This window comes from Pseudomonas sp. 05N431 (assembly GCF_056397005.1).
Genome location: NZ_JBFTMN010000002.1, coordinates 507,589 through 525,378, shown reverse-complemented (window position 1 = coordinate 525,378; position 17,790 = coordinate 507,589). Strand labels below are relative to the sequence as shown.

The following is a 17,790-nucleotide window of genomic DNA, read 5'->3' as shown; positions in this document are numbered from 1 at the left end:
CTTTTCAGGAATGACTGCAGGCCACGCCAAACGGGGTTTGCACAGGAGGTTGTAATGGGCGCCATTTTGAATCTGGTCGAGCGCAATCTGCACGAAGTGCATGTCGATGCCGACCGCATGCTGTTCCATATCCCCAGCAGTTCGCTGTTCGCCAGCGATGAGCTGACCGGTACTATCATCGATACCTTGCGCGGTCCTGGCTGTTCCTCGGAGGACTTGATCCAGCGCTTGGCGGCACGCTTCAACGGTGAAGAAATCACCGAAACCCTGCGCGAGTTGATCTCCCTGGAACTGGTCAGCGACGGTTCGCCGCTGACCCCGGACATCGGCGCCAAACGGGTCGAACGCACGGCGATCAACACCGTGGTGCTCAACGTCAATACCGGCTGCAACCTGAGCTGCACCTATTGCTACAAGGAAGACCTCGACAAGCCGTCGGCCGGCAAGAAGATGGACGTCGACACCGCCGTCGCGTCAGTGGAAATGCTGCTGCGCGAATCCCCTGACGAAGAGCGTTTCACCGTGGTGTTTTTCGGTGGCGAGCCGTTGAGCAATCGCAAGCTGATCGAGTACATGGTCGACTATTGTGAAAAGCGTTTTCGCGATGCCGGCAAGTTCGTCGAGTTCGTCATGACCACCAACGCCACGCTGCTCACCGAGGAAACGGTCGACTACCTGAATGCCCATCGTTTTGGTTTGTCGGTGAGCATCGACGGACCGAAAACCGTACATGACCGCAACCGCATCACCGTGGGCGGGCAGGGCACCTATGACGTGGTTCGGCGCAAGGCCGAGATGCTGCTGTCGCGCTACAACAGCCGCCCGGTCGGTGCGCGCGTGACCCTGACCACTGGCGTCACTGACGTCGAAACCATCTGGGACCACCTGTTCAACGAACTGGGTTTTGCCGAAGTCGGTTTTGCCCCGGTGACCTCGGGTGACATCAGCAGCTTCAACCTGTCGAGCGACGAACTGATCGAAGTCTTCGCCAATATGAAGAAACTCGGCCGGCGTTATCTGGAAGCGGCGCTGGAGCATCGCAACATCGGTTTCTCCAACCTGCACCAGCTGATCACCGACATCCACGAGGGCCACAAGAAAGCCCTGCCGTGTGGCGCCGGGCTGAAGATGCTGGCGGTGGATCACAAGGGTGAACTCAATCTCTGCCACCGTTTCACCGGCTCGTCATTGCCGACCTTCGGCAACGTTCACAGCGGCGTGAAACAGGTCGAATTGAACGATTTTTTGTCCCAGCGCCTGGACCGGACCAACACCGGCTGCGAAGACTGCCAGATCCGCAACCTGTGTTCCGGCGGTTGCTACCACGAGAGCTACGCCCGTTATGGCGACCCGACTCATCCGACCTATCACTACTGCGAACTGATGCGTGACTGGGTCGATTTCGGTATCGAGGTCTACACCCGGATCATGGCTCACAACCCTGCGTTTATCAGCAGTTACATCACTCCGCGCAAGGCTCACTGATATGAAACATCTCAAGGCAATCAATAACAAAGCGCAGAAGCTCGATCAGGCTGCGGCCGAAAACCGTATCGAAGAAGTGGTGGCCATGAGTTCCGTCGCGGGATGTGCCTCGACCACCGACCCGGGTTGGGAAATCGACGCCTTTGGCGGTGTGTCGTCGCTGTGCCAGCCGATGGAAGCTGACCTTTATGGCTGTTCCGACCCTTGCTGGTGGCCGGCTCAGGTGCCGGACATGATGAGCACCTACCCGGACTGGAACAAGGACGCCCAAGCCTCCAACGAGAGCTGGCGCAATTTGGGCACCGTGTTTCCTAAAGATAAATAATCGGACAGAAGAAGGATTCCTGCATGCGCCTTATCAAAGCCTGCGGCCTGGCCGCTTCCGCCATCCTGAGTGCCTGTTCACTCAGCGTTCTGGCCGATGAAAACACTGTGCTTCAAAGTGGTCACGAGTACATGCTGACCACCAATTACCCGAACAACCTGAACGTCATCGACCTTAAAACCGATAGCCTGTACAAGACCTGCAAACTGCCGGACGCCTTTGGCCCTGGCACTATTCAGTTGTCGCCAGACCGCAAGACCGCCTACGTGCTGAACAACCATTACGCGGACATTTACGGTGTCGAACTCGACAGCTGCAAGCAGGTGTTCCACGCCAGCATCACCCAGCAACCCGGGGAGAAGGCGCGTTCGATGTTCGCGTTTACCCTCAGCCACGACGGCAAGGAGCTGTACACCGTCGCCAACCCGACCTTGATGCTCAATGACCACTATGAAGTGCAGTCGCCACGGCTGGATGTCTATGCCACCGATGCCGGCATGAGCGCCAAGCCGGTTCGCAGCTTCCCGGCACCGCGCCAGCTGACCATCATGCAAAGCGGTGATGACGGCACGCTGTATGTAGCGGGTGCGGACATCTACAAGGTCAACGTGAAGACCGGCAAGTTCGACGTGCTGATCCCTAGTCGCCACTGGAAACGTCCGAACTACAGCGCACCGGACGTGCTCTACGTGTGGAACCAGCAGACGTATCGACATGACTTTTCGCTGCTCTACACGACAGCGAAATTCAAGGACAAGAAACAGGACCCGGCCACTGCCGAAAACCTCTATGGGTTGTTCAGCGTCGACCTGAAAACCGGCAAGACCGAAACCACCGATTTCGGTCCGCTGACCGAGATCTACTTCAGTGGCATGCGCTCGCCGAAAGACCCGAACCTGATGTTTGGCGTGCTCAATCGTCTGGCCAAGTACGACATCAAACAGAAGAAGTTGCTTCAGGCGACAAACCTGGATCACTCCTACTACTGCATTTCCTTCAACAAGGACGGTAGCAAGATTTATCTGGCCGGGACCTTCAACGACGTGGCGATCTTTGATGCCGACAGCCTGAAACAGATCGGCAGCATCAAAATGCCGGGCGGCGACATGGCGATCACCACGGCGCAGGTGTTTATCCGATAACGGCGGCGTCCGCGCGGACGCTATCGCGAGCAAGCTCGCTCCCACATGGGATTTCGGTCATACACACATTTTGTGTACACCCGGAACCAGTGTGGGAGCGAGCTTGCTCGTGAAGAGGCCCTTACAGACGCTCGAGCATCAAGCTCCGGGAACCGGGCAACTCAGGTCACCTTCCTGGCACTCGAGGTAAGTCTTGAAGGCCTCGACACGTTTTAGCGTCAACCCGGCCATGCAGTTGCTGTAGATCATCGGGTAAACGCTGCCGCCAGCCACCCCGGACGCCGAAAACTCGCACTCGGCATCGCGGAACGCCACCCAGGCACGCTGTGCACCGACCAGCAGTTTTTTGCTCTCGACGCTGTCCTTCAAACGTTCATTGATCTGCTTGTAGAGGGCGTTGAGTTGGGTGTCGGCCTTCTTGTAATCCTTGGCGGCACACTCGCTCATCGTGCGTTGGTCGGCGGCGTTAGCGCAGTCGTCGGCGTGGGCGAAGGGCGCCAGCAGCAGCGGCGCAAGTGCCAGTAAAAAGCGTGGGGGCATGGAAAGCTCGCGTGGGTCTTCGAGGAGTTGAACGGCTGATTGAAGTGCAGTCGCCGCACTTGTGCAACCTGCAGCGGTGATTACTCGGCAGACTCGGTCATTCCTTCATAAGCCAGCCAAGGCACATCGTGAGAGGTCCAGATGTGTGCCTGCGGCGTCATTTGCGGATCATCATCAAGGGTCGCCACCCGCACAATTACATGCGGCTGAGCCAAACGTTCGGCCACCAGGTGCGAGCCGCACTGCGAGCAGAAGTGCCGCAGCTTGCCGGGTGAGGACTCAAAAGATGACAACTTATCCAAACCTTTGACCCAACGAAAATGCTCGCGCATGACCCCGGCCGTTGATGCGAATGCCGCCGCGTGGGCCTTGCGACAGGTGTGGCAATGGCAGTGGCTGATCGGCATGTCGAGGCTGTCGAGTTCATAGGCGATGGTCTTGCACAGGCAACTGCCGTGGAGAGTGAGCATTGGGCACTCCTTGTGTCCGTGTATTCAGTCATTAAGTCGGGTGAGTGATACCTGCAGTAATGCGTCAGCTATCACCCTGATTTCATCGCACATATACAGCTTCGCAAGCCAGCTCCCGGGGATTGCTTGAACACCGTAAAACGCTCCGGCCAACTGCCCGACAATAGCGGCGGTAGTGTCAGCATCATCACCCAGGTTGGCGGCTTGGAGAATGGCGTCTTCGAAGCTGTCGGTGTGATGAAAACACCACAGCGCCGCCTCTAACGAGGCAACGCAGTAACCTGTACCAACGATCCCGGATTTTGATTTGGCGAGATAGTTGCCACCGGCAATCGCGGCGACTTTGGGTTCTGAATAGTGTGCGTGGCCCAGGTGTCGCAAGTCTGATTTCGACGCGCCCTGCAATGCTCCGCAAATCAATTCAGCGAACAACTGGCAGCATTCGATGGCTTCCGGGGCCGCGTGAGTGGTTTTGGAGCTGCTGCTGGAAAACGCTTTGATCTGATCAATGGCGGGGAAATAGAAAAGCACCACTGGCGCCAATCGCATCAGCGAACCGTTACCTGCGCTGAAGGGATCAGTCGATCCGGCGAATGGATTGCCGGTTTCCTGATAATGAGTCAGAGCTTGGCGCACGGTCATGCCAATATCAAAGCAGTCGCCAGTCGAACTCAGGTAACCCCATTGCCACCAATTGAGATAACGCCCCATCTGGTCGATGGCGTCAAAACCATTTTTTGTGAGCAGACTTTCGGCCAGGCACAGCGCCATCGACGTGTCATCGGTCCACTGACCCGGCTTCAGATTGAACGGGCCGCCACCCACCATGTCGGTGAGCGCCGGGAACGACCCGCGCGGTTTGAACTCTACGCTTGTACCGACTGCGTCGCCGCAAGCCAGCCCCAGCAGGCAGCCGCGATAACGCTCCGAAAGGGTAGGCAACATGAAGCATCCTTGTCTTGGGCTAGTTCACTGGTGACGTTAGCATTTCCAGGCGTCATGACAGAAAGGTAAAGCCTGTCCGAATGTTTTATGCAACCAAAAAGTTGCGCATTCAGCCATCCGGGCCTAGTGTTCATCAAAGGAGGTGACCTATGCACTCATCAGATCGCATCGAAAGAAAGATCCTGCTCAAGGCTCCACGCTCCACCGTCTGGCGGGCCCTGGCCAATGCCGAGTCCTTTGGCAAGTGGTTTGGTGTCGCGCTCGACGGCAAACGCTTTGTTGCCGGTGAGCGAACCCAGGGGCAAATCACTTATCCGGGCTATGAACATCTGGTCTGGGACGTGCAGGTGGCGCGGGTCGAGCCCGAGCGGGTGTTTGCGTTTCGCTGGCATCCGTACGCGGTGGAACCGGACATGGACTATTCGTCGGAACCCACCACCCTGGTGCTATTCGAGCTTGAAGACATGGACGGCGGCACGTTGCTGAAGGTCGTCGAGTCCGGTTTCGATAACATTCCGGCAGAACGCCGTCTGAAAGCCTTCCGCATGAACAGTCGCGGCTGGGATGACCAAATGACCAACATCGAGACGTACCTTGCCACCCCCTGATGCCTTAACGCTGGATACGCCGTCGGCCACTTCTGCGCTGGGCCGCTCGGCGCTGACTTTCGCCGCACTTGGCGACGAAACCCGGCTGCGGCTGCTCGACGTGTTGTGCGGTGGCGGGGCAATGTCGATCGCACAACTGACTGCTGGCACCGACATCAGTCGCCAGGCTGTGACCAAACACCTGCGGGTGTTGGCTGACGCCGGCCTGGTGCGTGACACCAAGCGGGGGCGTGAGCGCCGCTGGGTCTTCGAGCCGACGCAACTGGACGAGGCCCGCCGTTCGCTGGAAGTGATCAGCCAGCAGTGGGACCACGCGTTGGTGAATCTGAAAACCTTTGTCGAACAATGAATTGCGAGCCGTATCTGACACGAAATTCGCAACTCAGGCGCTTGAAACCTGAGGTGTCTAAGGGTTTTCGGAAGTGCCGCAATGGCGAATGTCTTACACGAAGTAGTAGCTATGTCTCCTGTTTCAGATTGGATCCGAAGCGTAATCTACACCCATCAACTGAAGCGCAGGACGCGCTCAGGGTCATGGATGATCGACCATTTGCAAGGATCGCAGCGACAGGATGTCGTCATGGTCTTGAAAACCCGCTTCGGCGGGTTTTTTTTTGCCTGCGGGAAATGGCCGTTTGTGGCTTGACCATATGCATAGCGAATGGCTTACGCACGGTCGATGGTATGTCGTCTTTCGCGCCTTTGGTTTCAGGCCTAATCTGACTCCATCAACTGCAGTGCAGGACGCGCTCAGGGTCATGGATGACCGACCATTTGCAAGGAATGCAGCGACAGGATGTCGTCATGGTCTTGAAAACCCGCTTCGGCGGGTTTTTTTATGGGCGTTGTAAAAGCCCGTATCAGAACATCGCCGTACTCGGCGCTTTGAGGCAGCGCTTCAAGTCCGGTCGATGAGCCAGGACCAGGATGTCACGCGCGGTCTGAGTCATTGAACTAGCGGCGTAAATCCAGAAAAAACCGGTAATAGGAACATGAATCGCCAGCCGCGAATACAGGTATTAGCCTACCAAATCAGGTAGGTTTACATCGCTTCTGTTCCGGGTAGAGTCTGTCATCACAAGGCGGGGGCAACTCCGACTCTAACACCACTCCTTATTTATTCCGTGCCCGCAAAGGGTCGGAAGAATTCGCGATGCCGAGTGGGCGTGTGCCGGGTTATAAAAGTCAAATAATGAAGTGCGCAATCAGCGCGCTATTTCTCGTGTGGGTATTTCAGTTTTACGTTCATGACAGGTTCACTCTGGCAGTCATGGAATGCAGTGTGCCTGTCTTCAGGTTTTTAGTTGGCTGTGTATAAAAACATAACTGTCACATTGCTTGATAAATGTGGCGGTATTTTCGATGCGCTCAGGGTTTGGATCAGGAAGGTCAGTGGGCTTATGAAAAGAGTGTTGGTGGTGCGTTATTCCCAAAGCGGGCAGTTGACTTCAGTGATTGAAAGTCTCATTGCACCGCTGCGCGATGATCAGGAAGTCAGTCTTCGGGAAGTTATATTAAAGCCGGCCACGGATTATCCATTTCCCTGGCCGGTAACTACCTTCTTCGATGTGTTTCCCGAAACAGTCCAACTTGCACCACCGGCTATAGAACCCTTGGGTCTTGAGGGTGAAGAACCTTTCGACCTGGTCATTCTGGCTTATCAGGTGTGGTACCTGTCGCCATCGCCACTGATAACGGCATTTCTGAAAAGTGCCGAGGGCAAGCGAGTGCTGGCGGGGCGCCCGGTGGTGACGGTCATCGCCTGTCGGAACATGTGGTTGATGGCCCAGGAAGCGGTCAAGGGCCTGCTGCTGGAGGCGGGGGGGCACCTGCGTGACAACGTAGTGTTTACGGACCGCGCCAATACTTTTGCAACGCTGATTACCACCCCGCGCTGGATGTTTACCGGGCGGCGTGAGTCCTTCTTCGGGTTGCCCAGAGCCGGGGTCAGCGATGCTGATATTCAAGGGGCTTCGCGTTTTGGCGTGGCATTACGCAATGCACTTTATAACGATCAGGAAGCACAGGATGCACCCATGCTTAAAGACTTGGGGGCTGCTGTTGTCAATCCTGGACTTATTCTCAGTGAACGCGCGGCTTATCGGGGGTTCAGGTTCTGGTCAGGACTTATCTGCCGGTACGGTCAATACGGGCGTTGGCTAAGAACGTTGTTGTTGGGGGTGTTCATTGTCTACTTGATGCTCGTCATCATGACTGTTTTACCGATTTCACTGGTGTTACGTCGTTTGCTTAGTCCCTTTATCCGGGCGCGTCTGGATCAACTGAAACACTATTATGAACAGCCGTCCGGCTCGCAACTAAACCTTAAAACTGAAAGAGTGAAGCGCTATGAATGATTCGTTTGCCTATATCACTAAGACGTCCACGTTCATGCCGGGTGAGGCAGTGGATAACGATACTATGGAAAGCATCCTCGGTTATGTGGGCGGGCGTCCTTCCAGGTCGCGGCAAGTGGTGCTGCGCAATAATGGTATTAAACAGCGTTACTACGTACTTGACCGGGAAACCGGAATTGCGAAGTTTACCAATGCCGACATCACCGCCTTGGCGGTCAAAGGCCTGGTGGGTGATGACTTTGCGCTGGATAACATCGAGTGCTTGTCGACCGGCACCACCTTGCCCGACCAACTCATGCCCAACCATGGCGTCATGGTGCACGGTGTATTGGGTAACAAACCCTGTGAAGTGGTGTCCACCGCGGGTATCTGTCTGGCGGGTTTGACTGCTTTGAAATACGCATACCTGTCAGTACTCTCGGGCTCCACTAACAATGCGGTTGCGACCGCTTCCGAGGTTCTTTCGCCGGTACTGCATGCGCGCAATTTCGACAGTGAAAACGAAGCGTTGGTCGCCCAGTTGGCGGCGCGGCCAGAGATCGCCTTCGAGAAAGACTTCCTGCGCTGGATGCTGTCGGACGGTGCCGGTGCATTCCTCATCGAGAACAAGCCACGGGCAAGCGGCACGTCGCTGCGAATCGACTGGGTCGACATCTTCTCCTACGCCGATCAGCTCCCGACCTGCATGTACGCCGGCGCGGAAAAGACCGACGGCGATGAACTGACCGGCTGGAAACAGCTGAGCCCGGCGCAGTGGGGCGAACGCTCGACATTCGCAATCAAGCAGGACGTGCGCCTGTTGAATGAAAACGTGGTGAATTACACCCTTGGCAAGCCGCTGCGCCAAGTGATGGTCAAGCGCAACCTCTCCCCGGAGGCCATTGACTGGTTCTTGCCACACATGTCTTCGGAGTATTTCCGCAAACCGATTGCGCAATGCCTGGAAGACAACGAACTGGCGATTCCTCAGGAACGCTGGTTCACCAATCTGGCAGAGCGGGGCAACACCGGAGCGGCATCGATCTACATCATGGTTCATGAGCTGATCGAGTCCGGGCGCCTGAGCAAAGGTCAGAAAATTTTGTGTTTCGTCCCGGAAAGCGGGCGGTTTTCAGGTGGTTTCATGCACCTGACAGTGATGTAAATCAAACCAACGGATCAATTGATGCAACACACCAGGGAATGGATATGGATACGATCGAACAACGGGTAAAAAAAGTGGTGGCCAGGGAATTGGGCGTCGACGAAGCGCGCGTTCAGAACTCGAGCACTTTTGGTGAGGACCTGGAAGCGGACTCGCTGGCCAGGGTCGAACTGGTACTGGCGCTGGAAAACGAGTTCGATATCACGATCCCGGATGACCAGGCAGATGGGTTGCAAAGCGTTCAACTGAGCATCGATTACATCCGCCAGGCGTGTGAAAGCGAAGCCATGGCTTAAGCGGCAAGAAGAGGAGGTGACCGACGTCTGGTTAGCTGGCCAGATAAGAGACTGCGGTTCACCTCTTTCTTCAATTCAGGCTGTTATTCATACTCGATCCAGACGCGCTGCCGCACGCTGGGTTATCTCGGTACGAAGCTTCAGTGATGGCGCGGAGCGGCGATTGGCTTCTTCCAGAACCTCACGCGGCGCGGTATCGGGGCTGCCCGAGTTGAAGGGCGGCGCGGGCGCGTATTCGAGTTGCAACTGCACCAATTGTGCAGTGTCTTTATCATACAATTCAGCGGCCAGGGTCAGGGCAAAATCGATACCCGCCGTGATCCCGCCACCGGTCAGCAGATTGCCGTCGCGTACCACCCGATCCCGAACCGGAATAGCGCCCAATCGACTCAGTAGTTCATGGTAGGCCCAGTGGGTCGTCGCACGTTTCCCCTTGAGCAATCCTGCCGCGCCGAGCACTAACGCGCCGGTGCACACCGACGTCACGTAGCGTGCCTGGGCGGCGTGTTTGCGAATGAACGCCAGGGTTTGTGGATCTTCCATCAACGGCCCGACGCCGCTGCCTCCGGGGATGCAAATCACATCCAGGTCAGGGCAGTCATCGAACGTGGTGGTCGGCTTCAGGACCAGACCGGTGCTTGCCGTCACAGGGACCAGGTCCTTCCAGATCAAATGCACCTTCACGTCCGGCAGCGAGGCCAGCACATCGTAAGGTCCGGTCAGGTCCAGTTGCTGCACCTGTGGAAACAACAGAAAACCGATCTGCAACGTCATGACGCTATCTCCTTGGTCTGCGTGTTCTCACCCGATTCAGGTGGACGGTTTAACTGTAGGCTCGTAGGATTTGGCGAATACGCCAATCAGCCCTCGAATTACGCCAATCATGCCGAACTCACCGAAAACCATTCACGTTCTGGCTTTCGCCAATGTGCAATTGCTGGATGTCACCGGGCCGTTGCAGGTGTTTGCCTCGGCCAATGACATGGTCGCGCAGCGAGGATTGCCACCGCCCTATGCGCCGACGGTCATTGCCGATGGCGGCGGGGCGGTGATGTCCTCGGCCGGGTTGGCGCTGCTGGCTGAACCGTTGCCGGGCGGACCTTCCGACACGCTGATCATCGCGGGCGGCTGGGGTGTATACGCGGCGGCCGAAGATGCGGTGCTGGTGGACTGGGTGCGTCAACAGGCTGCGGTTTCCCGGCGCGTGGCGTCCGTCTGCACGGGCGCATTTTTGTTGGCCGCCAGCGGTTGGCTCGACGGTCGTCGAGTGGTCACCCACTGGACCCGCTGCGATCAGCTGGCGCAAAAGCACCCGAAACTGCGGGTCGAACCCAACCCGATTTTTATCAACGACGGCCCGATCTGGACCTCGGCCGGAGTCACGGCCGGCATCGACCTGGCACTGGCGCTGGTGGAAGCGGATCTGGGGCGCGGGATCGCCCTGGAAGTCGCCCGGCAACTGGTGGTGTTCCTCAAACGCCCGGGCGGCCAGTCGCAGTTCAGCGTGACGCTGGACCTGCAACAGCACGGCAACCGCTTTGATGAGTTGCACGCCTGGATCGCCGAAAACCTCTCCCTGGACCTCGGCATCCCGGCGCTGGCGCTGCAAGCGGGCATGAGCGAACGCAGCTTCGTCCGCCACTACCGCGCCGACACCGGCCAGACTCCGGCGCGGGCGATCGAACTGATCCGCGTCGAAACCGCACGACGATTGCTGAGTGACACCGGAGTGCCGATCAAACGGATCGCCGTGCAGTGCGGGTTCGGCAGCGAAGAAACCCTGCGCCGCAGTTTCCTGCGGGCCATGGGCGTGACCCCGCAGGCGTATCGCGAACGGTTTTCGCGGGAGAGCGTTGTCGAGGAGGGTTGAGTCAGCCTGCCCGTTGCTCCTAGGCTTCCATTTCCGACGGCTGGTTGAAGTATTTCGAGCGGTCGGGGGTGAAGGTCACGACCATTCTGGTGCGGGAGCAGGTTATCGACCGTTCTTGAGTCAGGTCGATGTCCAGGTCTTCACCGCGCAGGCCTTGCCATTGGGCGAGGTATTTGAGAGAGCCGAACTTGTCGCGTTTCTTCAGGCTGCGGCTGACGCCACCTTTCCAGCCGAGTACCGGGAGTTCGCCGGCCAGGCAGCGTTTTGCAAGATCGGGGAATTTAACCGCACGTTCGCGGCCGATTTCCCAGCATTTGATCAGGCCTTTGTCTTCGGCTTCCCAGAGTTGATCCCGGGTCAGGCCCGAGCGGGGAGGAGCTTGGATGCTGCAATGGATGCGATGGCTCATTCTGGTTCCTTGAATGCGGGTTTTTGTTGAACAGCTCCGCTGTACCCGTTGAGGGGGCGATGTTATGAGGCGGATGGCTGGCATGCAACCGCATATTTCAGAGTGCGGGATGGCATCCGACAATGGGTGTGAATGCACTGTTGTTTAACGGTTGTAAGCCCTGACACCTTCCGTAGCAGCTGGCGAAGCCTGCGTTCGGCTGCGTAGCAGTCGAACGCAGGCTTCGCCAGCTGCTACGGACCGAGTGATGGCTTAGAGGTTTGGTTCCTGCAAAAAGCGGTGCAGAAGTGGATATTTCCAACGTTTTTTTGGGGGTTGCGATGAGGGCGGGGCTGGGTCGCTGCCAATTCAGCGGCCGGGTTTGGTCGGCCGTTCAATGTCAGGCGTATGAACGCCAACCCAAGCATGTCGGCGATTTTTTTTGCCTGCGATAAAACTCTTTGCGTATAAACTGTCCAACCCTCGAGCTCATGAGGGTTGGGCCGGTTCTTTGACTGAATCGACGGCCTTTTTAAGCATCCGGTTTTTTACTAATCAGTACCCTTTTTGAGGTTCATGTCATGCGTTTAACTTTGCCTGCTCTGGTTCTGGGTCTTCTGGTCGCTCAAGGCGCAATGGCCGGTGATGGCAGCGCAGCGCTCGGCGGCGGCCTGGGTGGTGCGCTGGGTAATGTGGTTGGTCAGAAGCTTGGTGGCAGCACCGGCGCGGCGATCGGTGCAGGTGTTGCAGGCGCTGCAGGCAGTGCTGCCGGCGCGAAAAAGGGCCATCGCGCTAAAGCAGCAATCGGCGGTGGTGTAGGTGCAGCAGGTGGTTCGGTCATCGGCAACTCGCTGGGCGGCAAGACCGGTTCCGCCATTGGTGCTGGCCTTGGTGGCGCAGCCGGTGGCGCGCTCATGGGCAAGTAAGCGCACTGATTCCAGCGATACGATTTGAAAAAGCCCGGCTAATTGCCGGGCTTTTTCGTTTTGGGTTACTCGACCCCTGGCACCCCATGCCAGTGCGTTGCCTGAATCCAGAGCCTGCAATGGCCCGGACTTCACAACTCCAGCTGATCAGCCCTGATCCCGAACGCCATGGCGATCTTTTCCCGAGTGGCGCGGCGCGGTTTGTTCACCGCTTCCTGCTGGGCGAACGCAGGTTGTGAAATCCCCATCCGCTTTGCCACTTCTTCCTGCGTCAGGTTCAAGTGTTCGCGCCAAGCGCGGATTGGGGTGGCGCCATCGACGATACGACTGACCACCTGATGAGGAATTAGCTCGGTGCCGCCGTGTTGAGCGACATATTGCTGGTAGGGGATGACCACAAAGGCCGGCTCACCGTCCGGGCCGTTGATGATTTGTATGTCAGTAGGTGCGTTCGTCACGTTTTTTGACCTCTTGAATGCTGACTACCTGGACCGAGCCGTCCCAGTCAAACAGAACCCGGTAGCTACCGACTCTCAGGCGATATCCGCAATTGTGCAGGGCCAGCGCCTTGACGTTGATTGCGTCGGGCATGCGCTCCAGCTGCGTTACGGCATCGCGGATTTGCGCCCGGTGCTCCGTGTGTACCCTGAGCAGTTGCTTTACGGCTTTGCGGGTCCAGTAGATTTCGTTCATGAGATCTTAATAAGCCTTCCATAAGTTATGCAATGATTTTCTTATATTTATATAAGTAACCGTGTGGCGCTTTCCTTGCGCTCACTACACACCCTAGGCTGTGATCTGAGGGGGGAGGGGCGGCAAACAGTTGCCGCATGTGAACTGCGCTCGTTATGCTGCTGAGCCCTTTAATCGATCCTTTTTCGGTCGATCAAGGCACTGGCCGTACCTGAGCCGCTTCCCGGAATGTTGTGTTGATAACGGATCAGATGCGATGAATGCACCGCTCGACTTCGGCCCGATCAAGGCCGTGATTTTCGATATGGATGGTTTGCTGCTCGATACCGAGGGTATCTACACCGAGGTCACGCAAATCATCGCTGAACGCTACGGCCGAACCTTCGACTGGCATATCAAGCAGAACATCATCGGCCGCGGTGCTGGCGATCTGGCGCGTTATGTCGTCGAGGCGCTGGACCTGCCGATCAGCGCCGAAGAGTTTCTGCTGATCCGCGAGCCGTTGATGCGTGAACGTTTTCCGCGTGCGCTGGCGATGCCGGGGGCGCAGGAGCTGGTTCAGCATTTGAAGGCGAACAATATTCCGATTGCCGTGGGTACCAGCTCTTCGAGTCAGTCCTTCGGGCAGAAAACCACCTTGCATGGCGATTGGTTTGCGTTGTTCGACACCATCGTGACTGCTGATGACCCTGAAGTCGGTGCGGCCAAGCCAGCGCCGGATATTTTCCTCACCGCGGCACGACGTTTGGGTGTGGCACCGCGTGATTGCCTGGTGTTTGAAGACTCGCCGTTTGGCGTCACTGCGGCAAAAGCCGCGGGGATGACCGCGATTGCGGTGCCGGATGCGGCCATGGCTGACGAAAAGTACGCGCATGCCGACAGCATTCTTCGTACGTTGAAAGCGTTCCAACCGCACGTCTACGGTTTGCCGGCACTCGAACGGGTGTAACGGGCATACGCTGAACGACAAAACGCCGGGCAACCTGATCAAGGGTTGCCCGGCGTTTTGTTTTTACGCTGCAAAAAACGCTGAGTCAGGCGCCAAAACCACCGTCGATGCTCAGGCTGGCGCCGGTGATGTAACCGGCTTCCGGGCCGACCAGATAAGCAACGAAACTGGCGATCTCGGAGGCGGTGCCATAACGACCAACAGCCATCAGCGGGATCAGGCTCTCGGCGAAATCACCGTGGGCCGGGTTCATGTCGGTATCGACCGGGCCAGGCTGCACGTTATTGATGGTAATGCCGCGTGGGCCCAGGTCGCGGGACAGGCCTTTGGTCAGGCCGACCAGCGCCGCCTTGCTCATGGCATAAGGGCCACCACCGGCGAAGGGCATGCGGTCGGCATTGGTGCTGCCGATGTTGATGATGCGACCGCCTGCAGTCATGTGTCTGGCGGCTTCTTGAGTCGCGATGAACACACTGCGTACGTTGATCGCCAGTGTTTGGTCGAAGTCTTCGAGTTTGAAATCTTCCAGTGGGGCGACGGCCAGCACGCCTGCGTTGTTGACCAGAATATCGAGGCGACCAAAGGTTTCGACGGTGCTGCTGACTGCATTGCGAATGGCTACTGCGTCAGCGCTGTCGGCCTTGATGGCCAAGGCTTTGCCGCCGGTAGCGGTGATGCTGTTCTGCAACTCTTCAGCCTTGGCAGCGGAGCTGACGTAAGTGAAGGCAACCGCTGCGCCTTCGGCGGCCAGGCGTTTGACGATGGCGGCGCCGATGCCGCGGGAGCCGCCCTGGATCAGAGCTACTTTACCGCTGAGGTTTTGAGTGGTCATGTCGATCTCCAAAGTCCCGAGGCGAGATGTCTCGGTTGATGGAGCCTAGTATCAATATTGGATTACCCACTGTGTAGGCGGTAATTGCTATAGTCTGTGTAAACCAAAAGTTTATAGTGGCGACCATGGAAACCTTCAGCAGTATCGAATGCTTCGTCCGCAGTGCCGAGGTCGGCAGCTTTGCGGAAGCCGCGCGGCGCCTGAGCCTGACCCCGGCGGCGGTGGGCAAAAGTGTCGCCAAGCTTGAGGCGCGCCTGGGCGTTCGACTGTTTCAGCGCAGCACACGCAGCCTGACATTGACCGAAGCCGGTCAGCTGTTTCTAGGTGAAGTCAGTGCCAGTCTGCACACCATTCAAAATGCGGTGGCCAATTTGGCCAGCGCCGAAGGCCGTCCGGCCGGAACGCTGAAAGTCAGCATGGGCACGGTGTTTGGGCGGCTGTATATCGTGCCGCTGCTGGGTGAGTTTCTGCGGCGTTTTCCGGCGATCAACCCGGATTGGCATTTCGATAACCGCCAGGTCGATCTGATCGGCCAAGGCTTCGACGCGGCAATTGGTGGCGGTTTTGAACTCCCGCCAGGGGTAGTGGCGCGCAAGCTCACTCCGGCTCACCGGGTGTTGGTGGCATCCAGGGATTATCTGGCGCAGCGCGAGGCGATTCGTGAGCCGGATGATTTAAGCGACTGCGACGGGATTCTGATTCGTTCACCGCAGACCGGCCGCGTGCGCTCCTGGCAACTGACCAGTCGTCGTCAGGAACACAGCCCGCTGAGCCTCAAGGCACGGATGACCATGAGTGACTCCGAAGCCGCTTGCGCCACTGCGGTACAAGGCTTGGGGATTGCGCTGGTGAGCATGCCGTTTGCCGTCGGCTATCTGAATGCCGGAACCTTGCAGCGCGTGCTACCGGACTGGTACGTCGATGACGGCAACATCTCGATCTACTATGCCGAACACAAACTGCTGCCCGGCAAGACGCGAGCATTCGTTGATTTCATCATCGAGCAGTTCGCCGAACAGCAATTGACCCAGCGGTTCAGTGCTGTTTGAGCAGGCCTCCCGACCGAGTCGCCGCCATCGCGGGCAAGCCGCGCTCCCACACTGGATCTCCATTGATTGCACATTTTGCATACGACACGGAGCTGATGTGGGAGCGTGGCTCCCACAGGGGGGGATTTCGCAGGGCGGGGATCAGGCTTTCTGGATGATGTTGCCCGCGTGCAAGCCACATTCTTTCTGCGTGGCTTCTTCCCACCACCAGCGACCTTCGCGCTCGTGCTGGTTTGGCAGCACTGGGCGGGTGCACGGTTCACAGCCGATACTGATGAAGCCGCGCTCATGCAGGCTGTTGTACGGCAGCTCCAGCATGCGGATATAGCCCCAGATCTCTTCGCTGGTCATTTGTGCCAGCGGGTTGAATTTGTACAGGGTGCGCTCTGGCGTCGAGAACGCGCTGTCGATTTCCAGTACGGCAACCTGACTGCGGGTGCCCGGGCTCTGGTCGCGGCGCTGGCCGGTGGCCCAGGCGCTGACGGTGGACAGCTTGCGGCGCAGCGGTTCGATCTTGCGGATGCCGCAGCATTCGCCATGACCATCCTTGTAGAAGCTGAACAGGCCTTTTTCTTTGACGAACGGTTCGAGCTTTGTATGGTCCGGGGAGACCAGTTCAATCTCGATCTTGTAGTGTTCGCGCACCTGATCGATGAAGCGATAGGTTTCCGGATGCAGGCGTCCGGTGTCGAGGCTGAAGACTTTGACGTTCTTGTTGATCTTCCAGGCCATGTCCACCAGCACCACGTCTTCGGCGCCGCTGAAGGAGATCCACAGGTCGTCCCCGAACTCGGCAAAGGCGAGTTTTAGAATGTCCTGGGCGGATTTGTTGGCATAGGTCGCAGCGAGTTCAGTGACGTCGAACGATGGGCTCATCAGGGCGGTTTCCTACAGGTCGGTGGCGCTAAGCGCTCTATATGGTGGCGATGGTAGCAAAATCCCGAAGCGACAGGGGCGCTCCTCTGCGTTGCGTCGGTCGGTATGTCTCGCTAGAGTTCGGCAGTCCTTTTGCTCGCTCAACTCAATAATCAGTACAAATGGGAGTGTCTTGTGGAAATTGCCTGTCTCGATCTGGAAGGTGTATTGGTCCCGGAGATCTGGATCGCCTTTGCCGAAAAAACCGGGATTGAATCCCTCAAGGCAACCACCCGGGATATTCCCGATTACGACGTGCTGATGCAGCAGCGCCTGCGCATCCTCGACGAGCACGGCCTGAAGCTGTCCGACATTCAGGAAGTGATCGCTACCCTGAAGCCACTCGACGGTGCCATCGAGTTCGTCAACTGGCTGCGCGAGCGGTTCCAGGTGGTGATTCTTTCCGACACCTTCTACGAATTTTCCCAGCCGCTGATGCGTCAACTGGGCTTCCCGACCTTGCTTTGCCATCGTCTGATTACGGATGACACGGGGCGGGTGACGGGCTATCAGCTGCGTCAGAAAGATCCCAAGCGTCAGTCGGTATTGTCCTTCAAGAGCCTCTACTATCGGGTGATTGCCGCTGGTGATTCGTACAACGACACCAGCATGCTGGGCGAAGCGGACGCCGGAATCCTGTTCCACGCACCAGACAACGTGATCCGCGAGTTCCCGCAGTTCCCGGCGGTGCACAGCTTTGCCGAGCTGAAGCAGGAGTTTCTCAAGGCCTCGAATCGCGAGCTGAGCCTGTAAACACCTGAAGATCGTTCCCACGCTCTGCGTGGGAACGCCTCAATGGACGCTCTGCGTCCGCTTCTGAATGTGACGCAGAGCGTCACGGGCTGCATTCCCACGC

General features: G+C 57.6%; 22 protein-coding genes. 13 read left to right on the top strand and 9 right to left on the bottom strand.

From position 1 onward, the window contains the following. Positions 1-54: 54 nt before the first annotated feature. Genes peaB through peaD form a run of 3 tightly spaced genes read left to right on the top strand, consistent with a single transcriptional unit; the run spans position 55 to position 2,952 of the window. Positions 55-1,485 carry a quinohemoprotein amine dehydrogenase maturation protein gene (gene peaB, locus AC1DIG_RS05455; RefSeq protein ID WP_477766455.1) on the top strand — a complete coding sequence of 477 codons (1,431 nt, stop codon included), beginning with the start codon at positions 55-57 and terminating at the stop codon, positions 1,483-1,485. A 1-nt stretch (position 1,486) separates the two neighbouring features. Next, the gene (qhpC, locus tag AC1DIG_RS05450; RefSeq protein ID WP_054596428.1) at positions 1,487-1,810 is read left to right on the top strand and encodes a quinohemoprotein amine dehydrogenase subunit gamma; all 324 of its coding nucleotides are present in this window, start codon (positions 1,487-1,489) and stop codon (positions 1,808-1,810) included. A gap of 23 nt (positions 1,811-1,833) precedes the next feature. Next, positions 1,834-2,952: a quinohemoprotein amine dehydrogenase subunit beta gene (gene peaD, locus AC1DIG_RS05445; protein ID WP_477766454.1), complete on the top strand. Its 1,119-nt coding sequence runs from the start codon at positions 1,834-1,836 to the stop codon at positions 2,950-2,952. A gap of 138 nt (positions 2,953-3,090) precedes the next feature. Here the strand turns inward: peaD and AC1DIG_RS05440 are convergent, their stop codons facing one another. The 3 genes from AC1DIG_RS05440 to AC1DIG_RS05430 form a co-directional block, all read right to left on the bottom strand. After that, the gene (locus AC1DIG_RS05440; RefSeq protein WP_477766453.1) at positions 3,091-3,492 is read right to left on the bottom strand and encodes a lysozyme inhibitor LprI family protein; all 402 of its coding nucleotides are present in this window, start codon (positions 3,490-3,492) and stop codon (positions 3,091-3,093) included. An 80-nt stretch (positions 3,493-3,572) separates the two neighbouring features. After that, complete coding sequence (locus AC1DIG_RS05435) at positions 3,573-3,962, bottom strand: GFA family protein (protein WP_477766452.1); 390 nt, start codon at positions 3,960-3,962, stop codon at positions 3,573-3,575. A 24-nt stretch (positions 3,963-3,986) separates the two neighbouring features. Then, on the bottom strand, positions 3,987-4,907 hold the full coding sequence (locus AC1DIG_RS05430; RefSeq protein WP_477766451.1) for an ADP-ribosylglycohydrolase family protein: 921 nt from the start codon (positions 4,905-4,907) through the stop codon (positions 3,987-3,989). Between the two features lie 149 nt (positions 4,908-5,056). Between AC1DIG_RS05430 and AC1DIG_RS05425 the strand changes: the two genes are divergently transcribed. From AC1DIG_RS05425 to acpP, 5 genes are all read left to right on the top strand, one after another. Then, complete coding sequence (locus AC1DIG_RS05425; RefSeq protein WP_477766450.1) at positions 5,057-5,515, top strand: SRPBCC family protein; 459 nt, start codon at positions 5,057-5,059, stop codon at positions 5,513-5,515. Beyond that, on the top strand, positions 5,502-5,864 hold the full coding sequence (locus AC1DIG_RS05420; protein ID WP_477766449.1) for an ArsR/SmtB family transcription factor: 363 nt from the start codon (positions 5,502-5,504) through the stop codon (positions 5,862-5,864). Before AC1DIG_RS05425 ends, AC1DIG_RS05420 begins: the two co-directional genes overlap by 14 nt. A 1,051-nt stretch (positions 5,865-6,915) precedes the next feature. Further along, the gene (locus AC1DIG_RS05415) at positions 6,916-7,872 is read left to right on the top strand and encodes a dialkylrecorsinol condensing enzyme (RefSeq protein WP_477766473.1); all 957 of its coding nucleotides are present in this window, start codon (positions 6,916-6,918) and stop codon (positions 7,870-7,872) included. Then, complete coding sequence (darB, locus tag AC1DIG_RS05410; RefSeq protein WP_477766448.1) at positions 7,865-9,016, top strand: beta-ketoacyl synthase DarB; 1,152 nt, start codon at positions 7,865-7,867, stop codon at positions 9,014-9,016. The genes AC1DIG_RS05415 and darB overlap by 8 nt, the downstream gene beginning before the upstream one ends. A gap of 44 nt (positions 9,017-9,060) precedes the next feature. Continuing rightward, the gene (gene acpP, locus AC1DIG_RS05405; protein ID WP_477766447.1) at positions 9,061-9,312 is read left to right on the top strand and encodes an acyl carrier protein; all 252 of its coding nucleotides are present in this window, start codon (positions 9,061-9,063) and stop codon (positions 9,310-9,312) included. Between the two features lie 87 nt (positions 9,313-9,399). On the opposite strand, the gene inhA is transcribed toward acpP, so the two are convergent. Continuing rightward, complete coding sequence (inhA, locus tag AC1DIG_RS05400) at positions 9,400-10,086, bottom strand: isonitrile hydratase (protein WP_477766446.1); 687 nt, start codon at positions 10,084-10,086, stop codon at positions 9,400-9,402. Between the two features lie 109 nt (positions 10,087-10,195). Between inhA and AC1DIG_RS05395 the strand changes: the two genes are divergently transcribed. Next, positions 10,196-11,182 (top strand): GlxA family transcriptional regulator, encoded by a 987-nt coding sequence (locus tag AC1DIG_RS05395; RefSeq protein WP_477766445.1) that lies wholly within the window; start codon positions 10,196-10,198, stop codon positions 11,180-11,182. A 19-nt stretch (positions 11,183-11,201) separates the two neighbouring features. Here the strand turns inward: AC1DIG_RS05395 and AC1DIG_RS05390 are convergent, their stop codons facing one another. After that, positions 11,202-11,591: a hypothetical protein gene (locus AC1DIG_RS05390; RefSeq protein ID WP_477766444.1), complete on the bottom strand. Its 390-nt coding sequence runs from the start codon at positions 11,589-11,591 to the stop codon at positions 11,202-11,204. Positions 11,592-12,151: 560 nt separating this feature from the next. On the opposite strand from AC1DIG_RS05390, the gene AC1DIG_RS05385 reads away from it, so the two are divergent. Then, positions 12,152-12,496 (top strand): hypothetical protein, encoded by a 345-nt coding sequence (locus tag AC1DIG_RS05385; RefSeq protein ID WP_054593274.1) that lies wholly within the window; start codon positions 12,152-12,154, stop codon positions 12,494-12,496. Between the two features lie 131 nt (positions 12,497-12,627). On the opposite strand, the gene AC1DIG_RS05380 is transcribed toward AC1DIG_RS05385, so the two are convergent. Together AC1DIG_RS05380 and AC1DIG_RS05375 are read right to left on the bottom strand one after the other, a co-directional pair. After that, positions 12,628-12,954, bottom strand: coding sequence for a helix-turn-helix domain-containing protein (locus AC1DIG_RS05380; RefSeq protein ID WP_019689429.1), 327 nt, complete (start codon positions 12,952-12,954; stop codon positions 12,628-12,630). Then, positions 12,935-13,189 carry a type II toxin-antitoxin system RelE family toxin gene (locus AC1DIG_RS05375; protein ID WP_019689430.1) on the bottom strand — a complete coding sequence of 85 codons (255 nt, stop codon included), beginning with the start codon at positions 13,187-13,189 and terminating at the stop codon, positions 12,935-12,937. Before AC1DIG_RS05375 ends, AC1DIG_RS05380 begins: the two co-directional genes overlap by 20 nt. Before the next feature lie 256 nt (positions 13,190-13,445). On the opposite strand from AC1DIG_RS05375, the gene AC1DIG_RS05370 reads away from it, so the two are divergent. Beyond that, positions 13,446-14,138, top strand: a complete 693-nt coding sequence (locus AC1DIG_RS05370; RefSeq protein WP_477766443.1) for an HAD-IA family hydrolase — start codon at positions 13,446-13,448, stop codon at positions 14,136-14,138. A gap of 85 nt (positions 14,139-14,223) precedes the next feature. Here the strand turns inward: AC1DIG_RS05370 and AC1DIG_RS05365 are convergent, their stop codons facing one another. After that, complete coding sequence (locus AC1DIG_RS05365; protein WP_477766442.1) at positions 14,224-14,970, bottom strand: 3-oxoacyl-ACP reductase family protein; 747 nt, start codon at positions 14,968-14,970, stop codon at positions 14,224-14,226. A 125-nt stretch (positions 14,971-15,095) separates the two neighbouring features. On the opposite strand from AC1DIG_RS05365, the gene AC1DIG_RS05360 reads away from it, so the two are divergent. Next, positions 15,096-16,019 carry a LysR family transcriptional regulator gene (locus AC1DIG_RS05360; protein WP_477766441.1) on the top strand — a complete coding sequence of 308 codons (924 nt, stop codon included), beginning with the start codon at positions 15,096-15,098 and terminating at the stop codon, positions 16,017-16,019. 141 nt (positions 16,020-16,160) lie between these two features. Here the strand turns inward: AC1DIG_RS05360 and AC1DIG_RS05355 are convergent, their stop codons facing one another. Next, the gene (locus AC1DIG_RS05355) at positions 16,161-16,895 is read right to left on the bottom strand and encodes a phosphoadenylyl-sulfate reductase (protein WP_019689457.1); all 735 of its coding nucleotides are present in this window, start codon (positions 16,893-16,895) and stop codon (positions 16,161-16,163) included. Positions 16,896-17,069: 174 nt separating this feature from the next. On the opposite strand from AC1DIG_RS05355, the gene thrH reads away from it, so the two are divergent. Continuing rightward, positions 17,070-17,687 (top strand): bifunctional phosphoserine phosphatase/homoserine phosphotransferase ThrH, encoded by a 618-nt coding sequence (gene thrH, locus AC1DIG_RS05350; RefSeq protein WP_477766440.1) that lies wholly within the window; start codon positions 17,070-17,072, stop codon positions 17,685-17,687. Positions 17,688-17,790: the final 103 nt, after the last annotated feature.

What these genes read in the sequence shown, in the direction of transcription:
- peaB (WP_477766455.1), top strand. Translation starts at nt 55, where the DNA reads ATGGGCGCCATTTTGAATCTGGTCGAGCGCAATCTGCACGAAGTGCAT.
- qhpC (WP_054596428.1), top strand. Translation starts at nt 1,487, where the DNA reads ATGAAACATCTCAAGGCAATCAATAACAAAGCGCAGAAGCTCGATCAG.
- peaD (WP_477766454.1), top strand. Translation starts at nt 1,834, where the DNA reads ATGCGCCTTATCAAAGCCTGCGGCCTGGCCGCTTCCGCCATCCTGAGT.
- AC1DIG_RS05440 (WP_477766453.1), bottom strand. Translation starts at nt 3,492, where the DNA reads ATGCCCCCACGCTTTTTACTGGCACTTGCGCCGCTGCTGCTGGCGCCC.
- AC1DIG_RS05435 (WP_477766452.1), bottom strand. Translation starts at nt 3,962, where the DNA reads ATGCTCACTCTCCACGGCAGTTGCCTGTGCAAGACCATCGCCTATGAA.
- AC1DIG_RS05430 (WP_477766451.1), bottom strand. Translation starts at nt 4,907, where the DNA reads ATGTTGCCTACCCTTTCGGAGCGTTATCGCGGCTGCCTGCTGGGGCTG.
- AC1DIG_RS05425 (WP_477766450.1), top strand. Translation starts at nt 5,057, where the DNA reads ATGCACTCATCAGATCGCATCGAAAGAAAGATCCTGCTCAAGGCTCCA.
- AC1DIG_RS05415 (WP_477766473.1), top strand. Translation starts at nt 6,916, where the DNA reads ATGAAAAGAGTGTTGGTGGTGCGTTATTCCCAAAGCGGGCAGTTGACT.
- darB (WP_477766448.1), top strand. Translation starts at nt 7,865, where the DNA reads ATGAATGATTCGTTTGCCTATATCACTAAGACGTCCACGTTCATGCCG.
- acpP (WP_477766447.1), top strand. Translation starts at nt 9,061, where the DNA reads ATGGATACGATCGAACAACGGGTAAAAAAAGTGGTGGCCAGGGAATTG.
- inhA (WP_477766446.1), bottom strand. Translation starts at nt 10,086, where the DNA reads ATGACGTTGCAGATCGGTTTTCTGTTGTTTCCACAGGTGCAGCAACTG.
- AC1DIG_RS05395 (WP_477766445.1), top strand. Translation starts at nt 10,196, where the DNA reads ATGCCGAACTCACCGAAAACCATTCACGTTCTGGCTTTCGCCAATGTG.
- AC1DIG_RS05390 (WP_477766444.1), bottom strand. Translation starts at nt 11,591, where the DNA reads ATGAGCCATCGCATCCATTGCAGCATCCAAGCTCCTCCCCGCTCGGGC.
- AC1DIG_RS05385 (WP_054593274.1), top strand. Translation starts at nt 12,152, where the DNA reads ATGCGTTTAACTTTGCCTGCTCTGGTTCTGGGTCTTCTGGTCGCTCAA.
- AC1DIG_RS05375 (WP_019689430.1), bottom strand. Translation starts at nt 13,189, where the DNA reads ATGAACGAAATCTACTGGACCCGCAAAGCCGTAAAGCAACTGCTCAGG.
- AC1DIG_RS05370 (WP_477766443.1), top strand. Translation starts at nt 13,446, where the DNA reads ATGAATGCACCGCTCGACTTCGGCCCGATCAAGGCCGTGATTTTCGAT.
- AC1DIG_RS05365 (WP_477766442.1), bottom strand. Translation starts at nt 14,970, where the DNA reads ATGACCACTCAAAACCTCAGCGGTAAAGTAGCTCTGATCCAGGGCGGC.
- AC1DIG_RS05360 (WP_477766441.1), top strand. Translation starts at nt 15,096, where the DNA reads ATGGAAACCTTCAGCAGTATCGAATGCTTCGTCCGCAGTGCCGAGGTC.
- AC1DIG_RS05355 (WP_019689457.1), bottom strand. Translation starts at nt 16,895, where the DNA reads ATGAGCCCATCGTTCGACGTCACTGAACTCGCTGCGACCTATGCCAAC.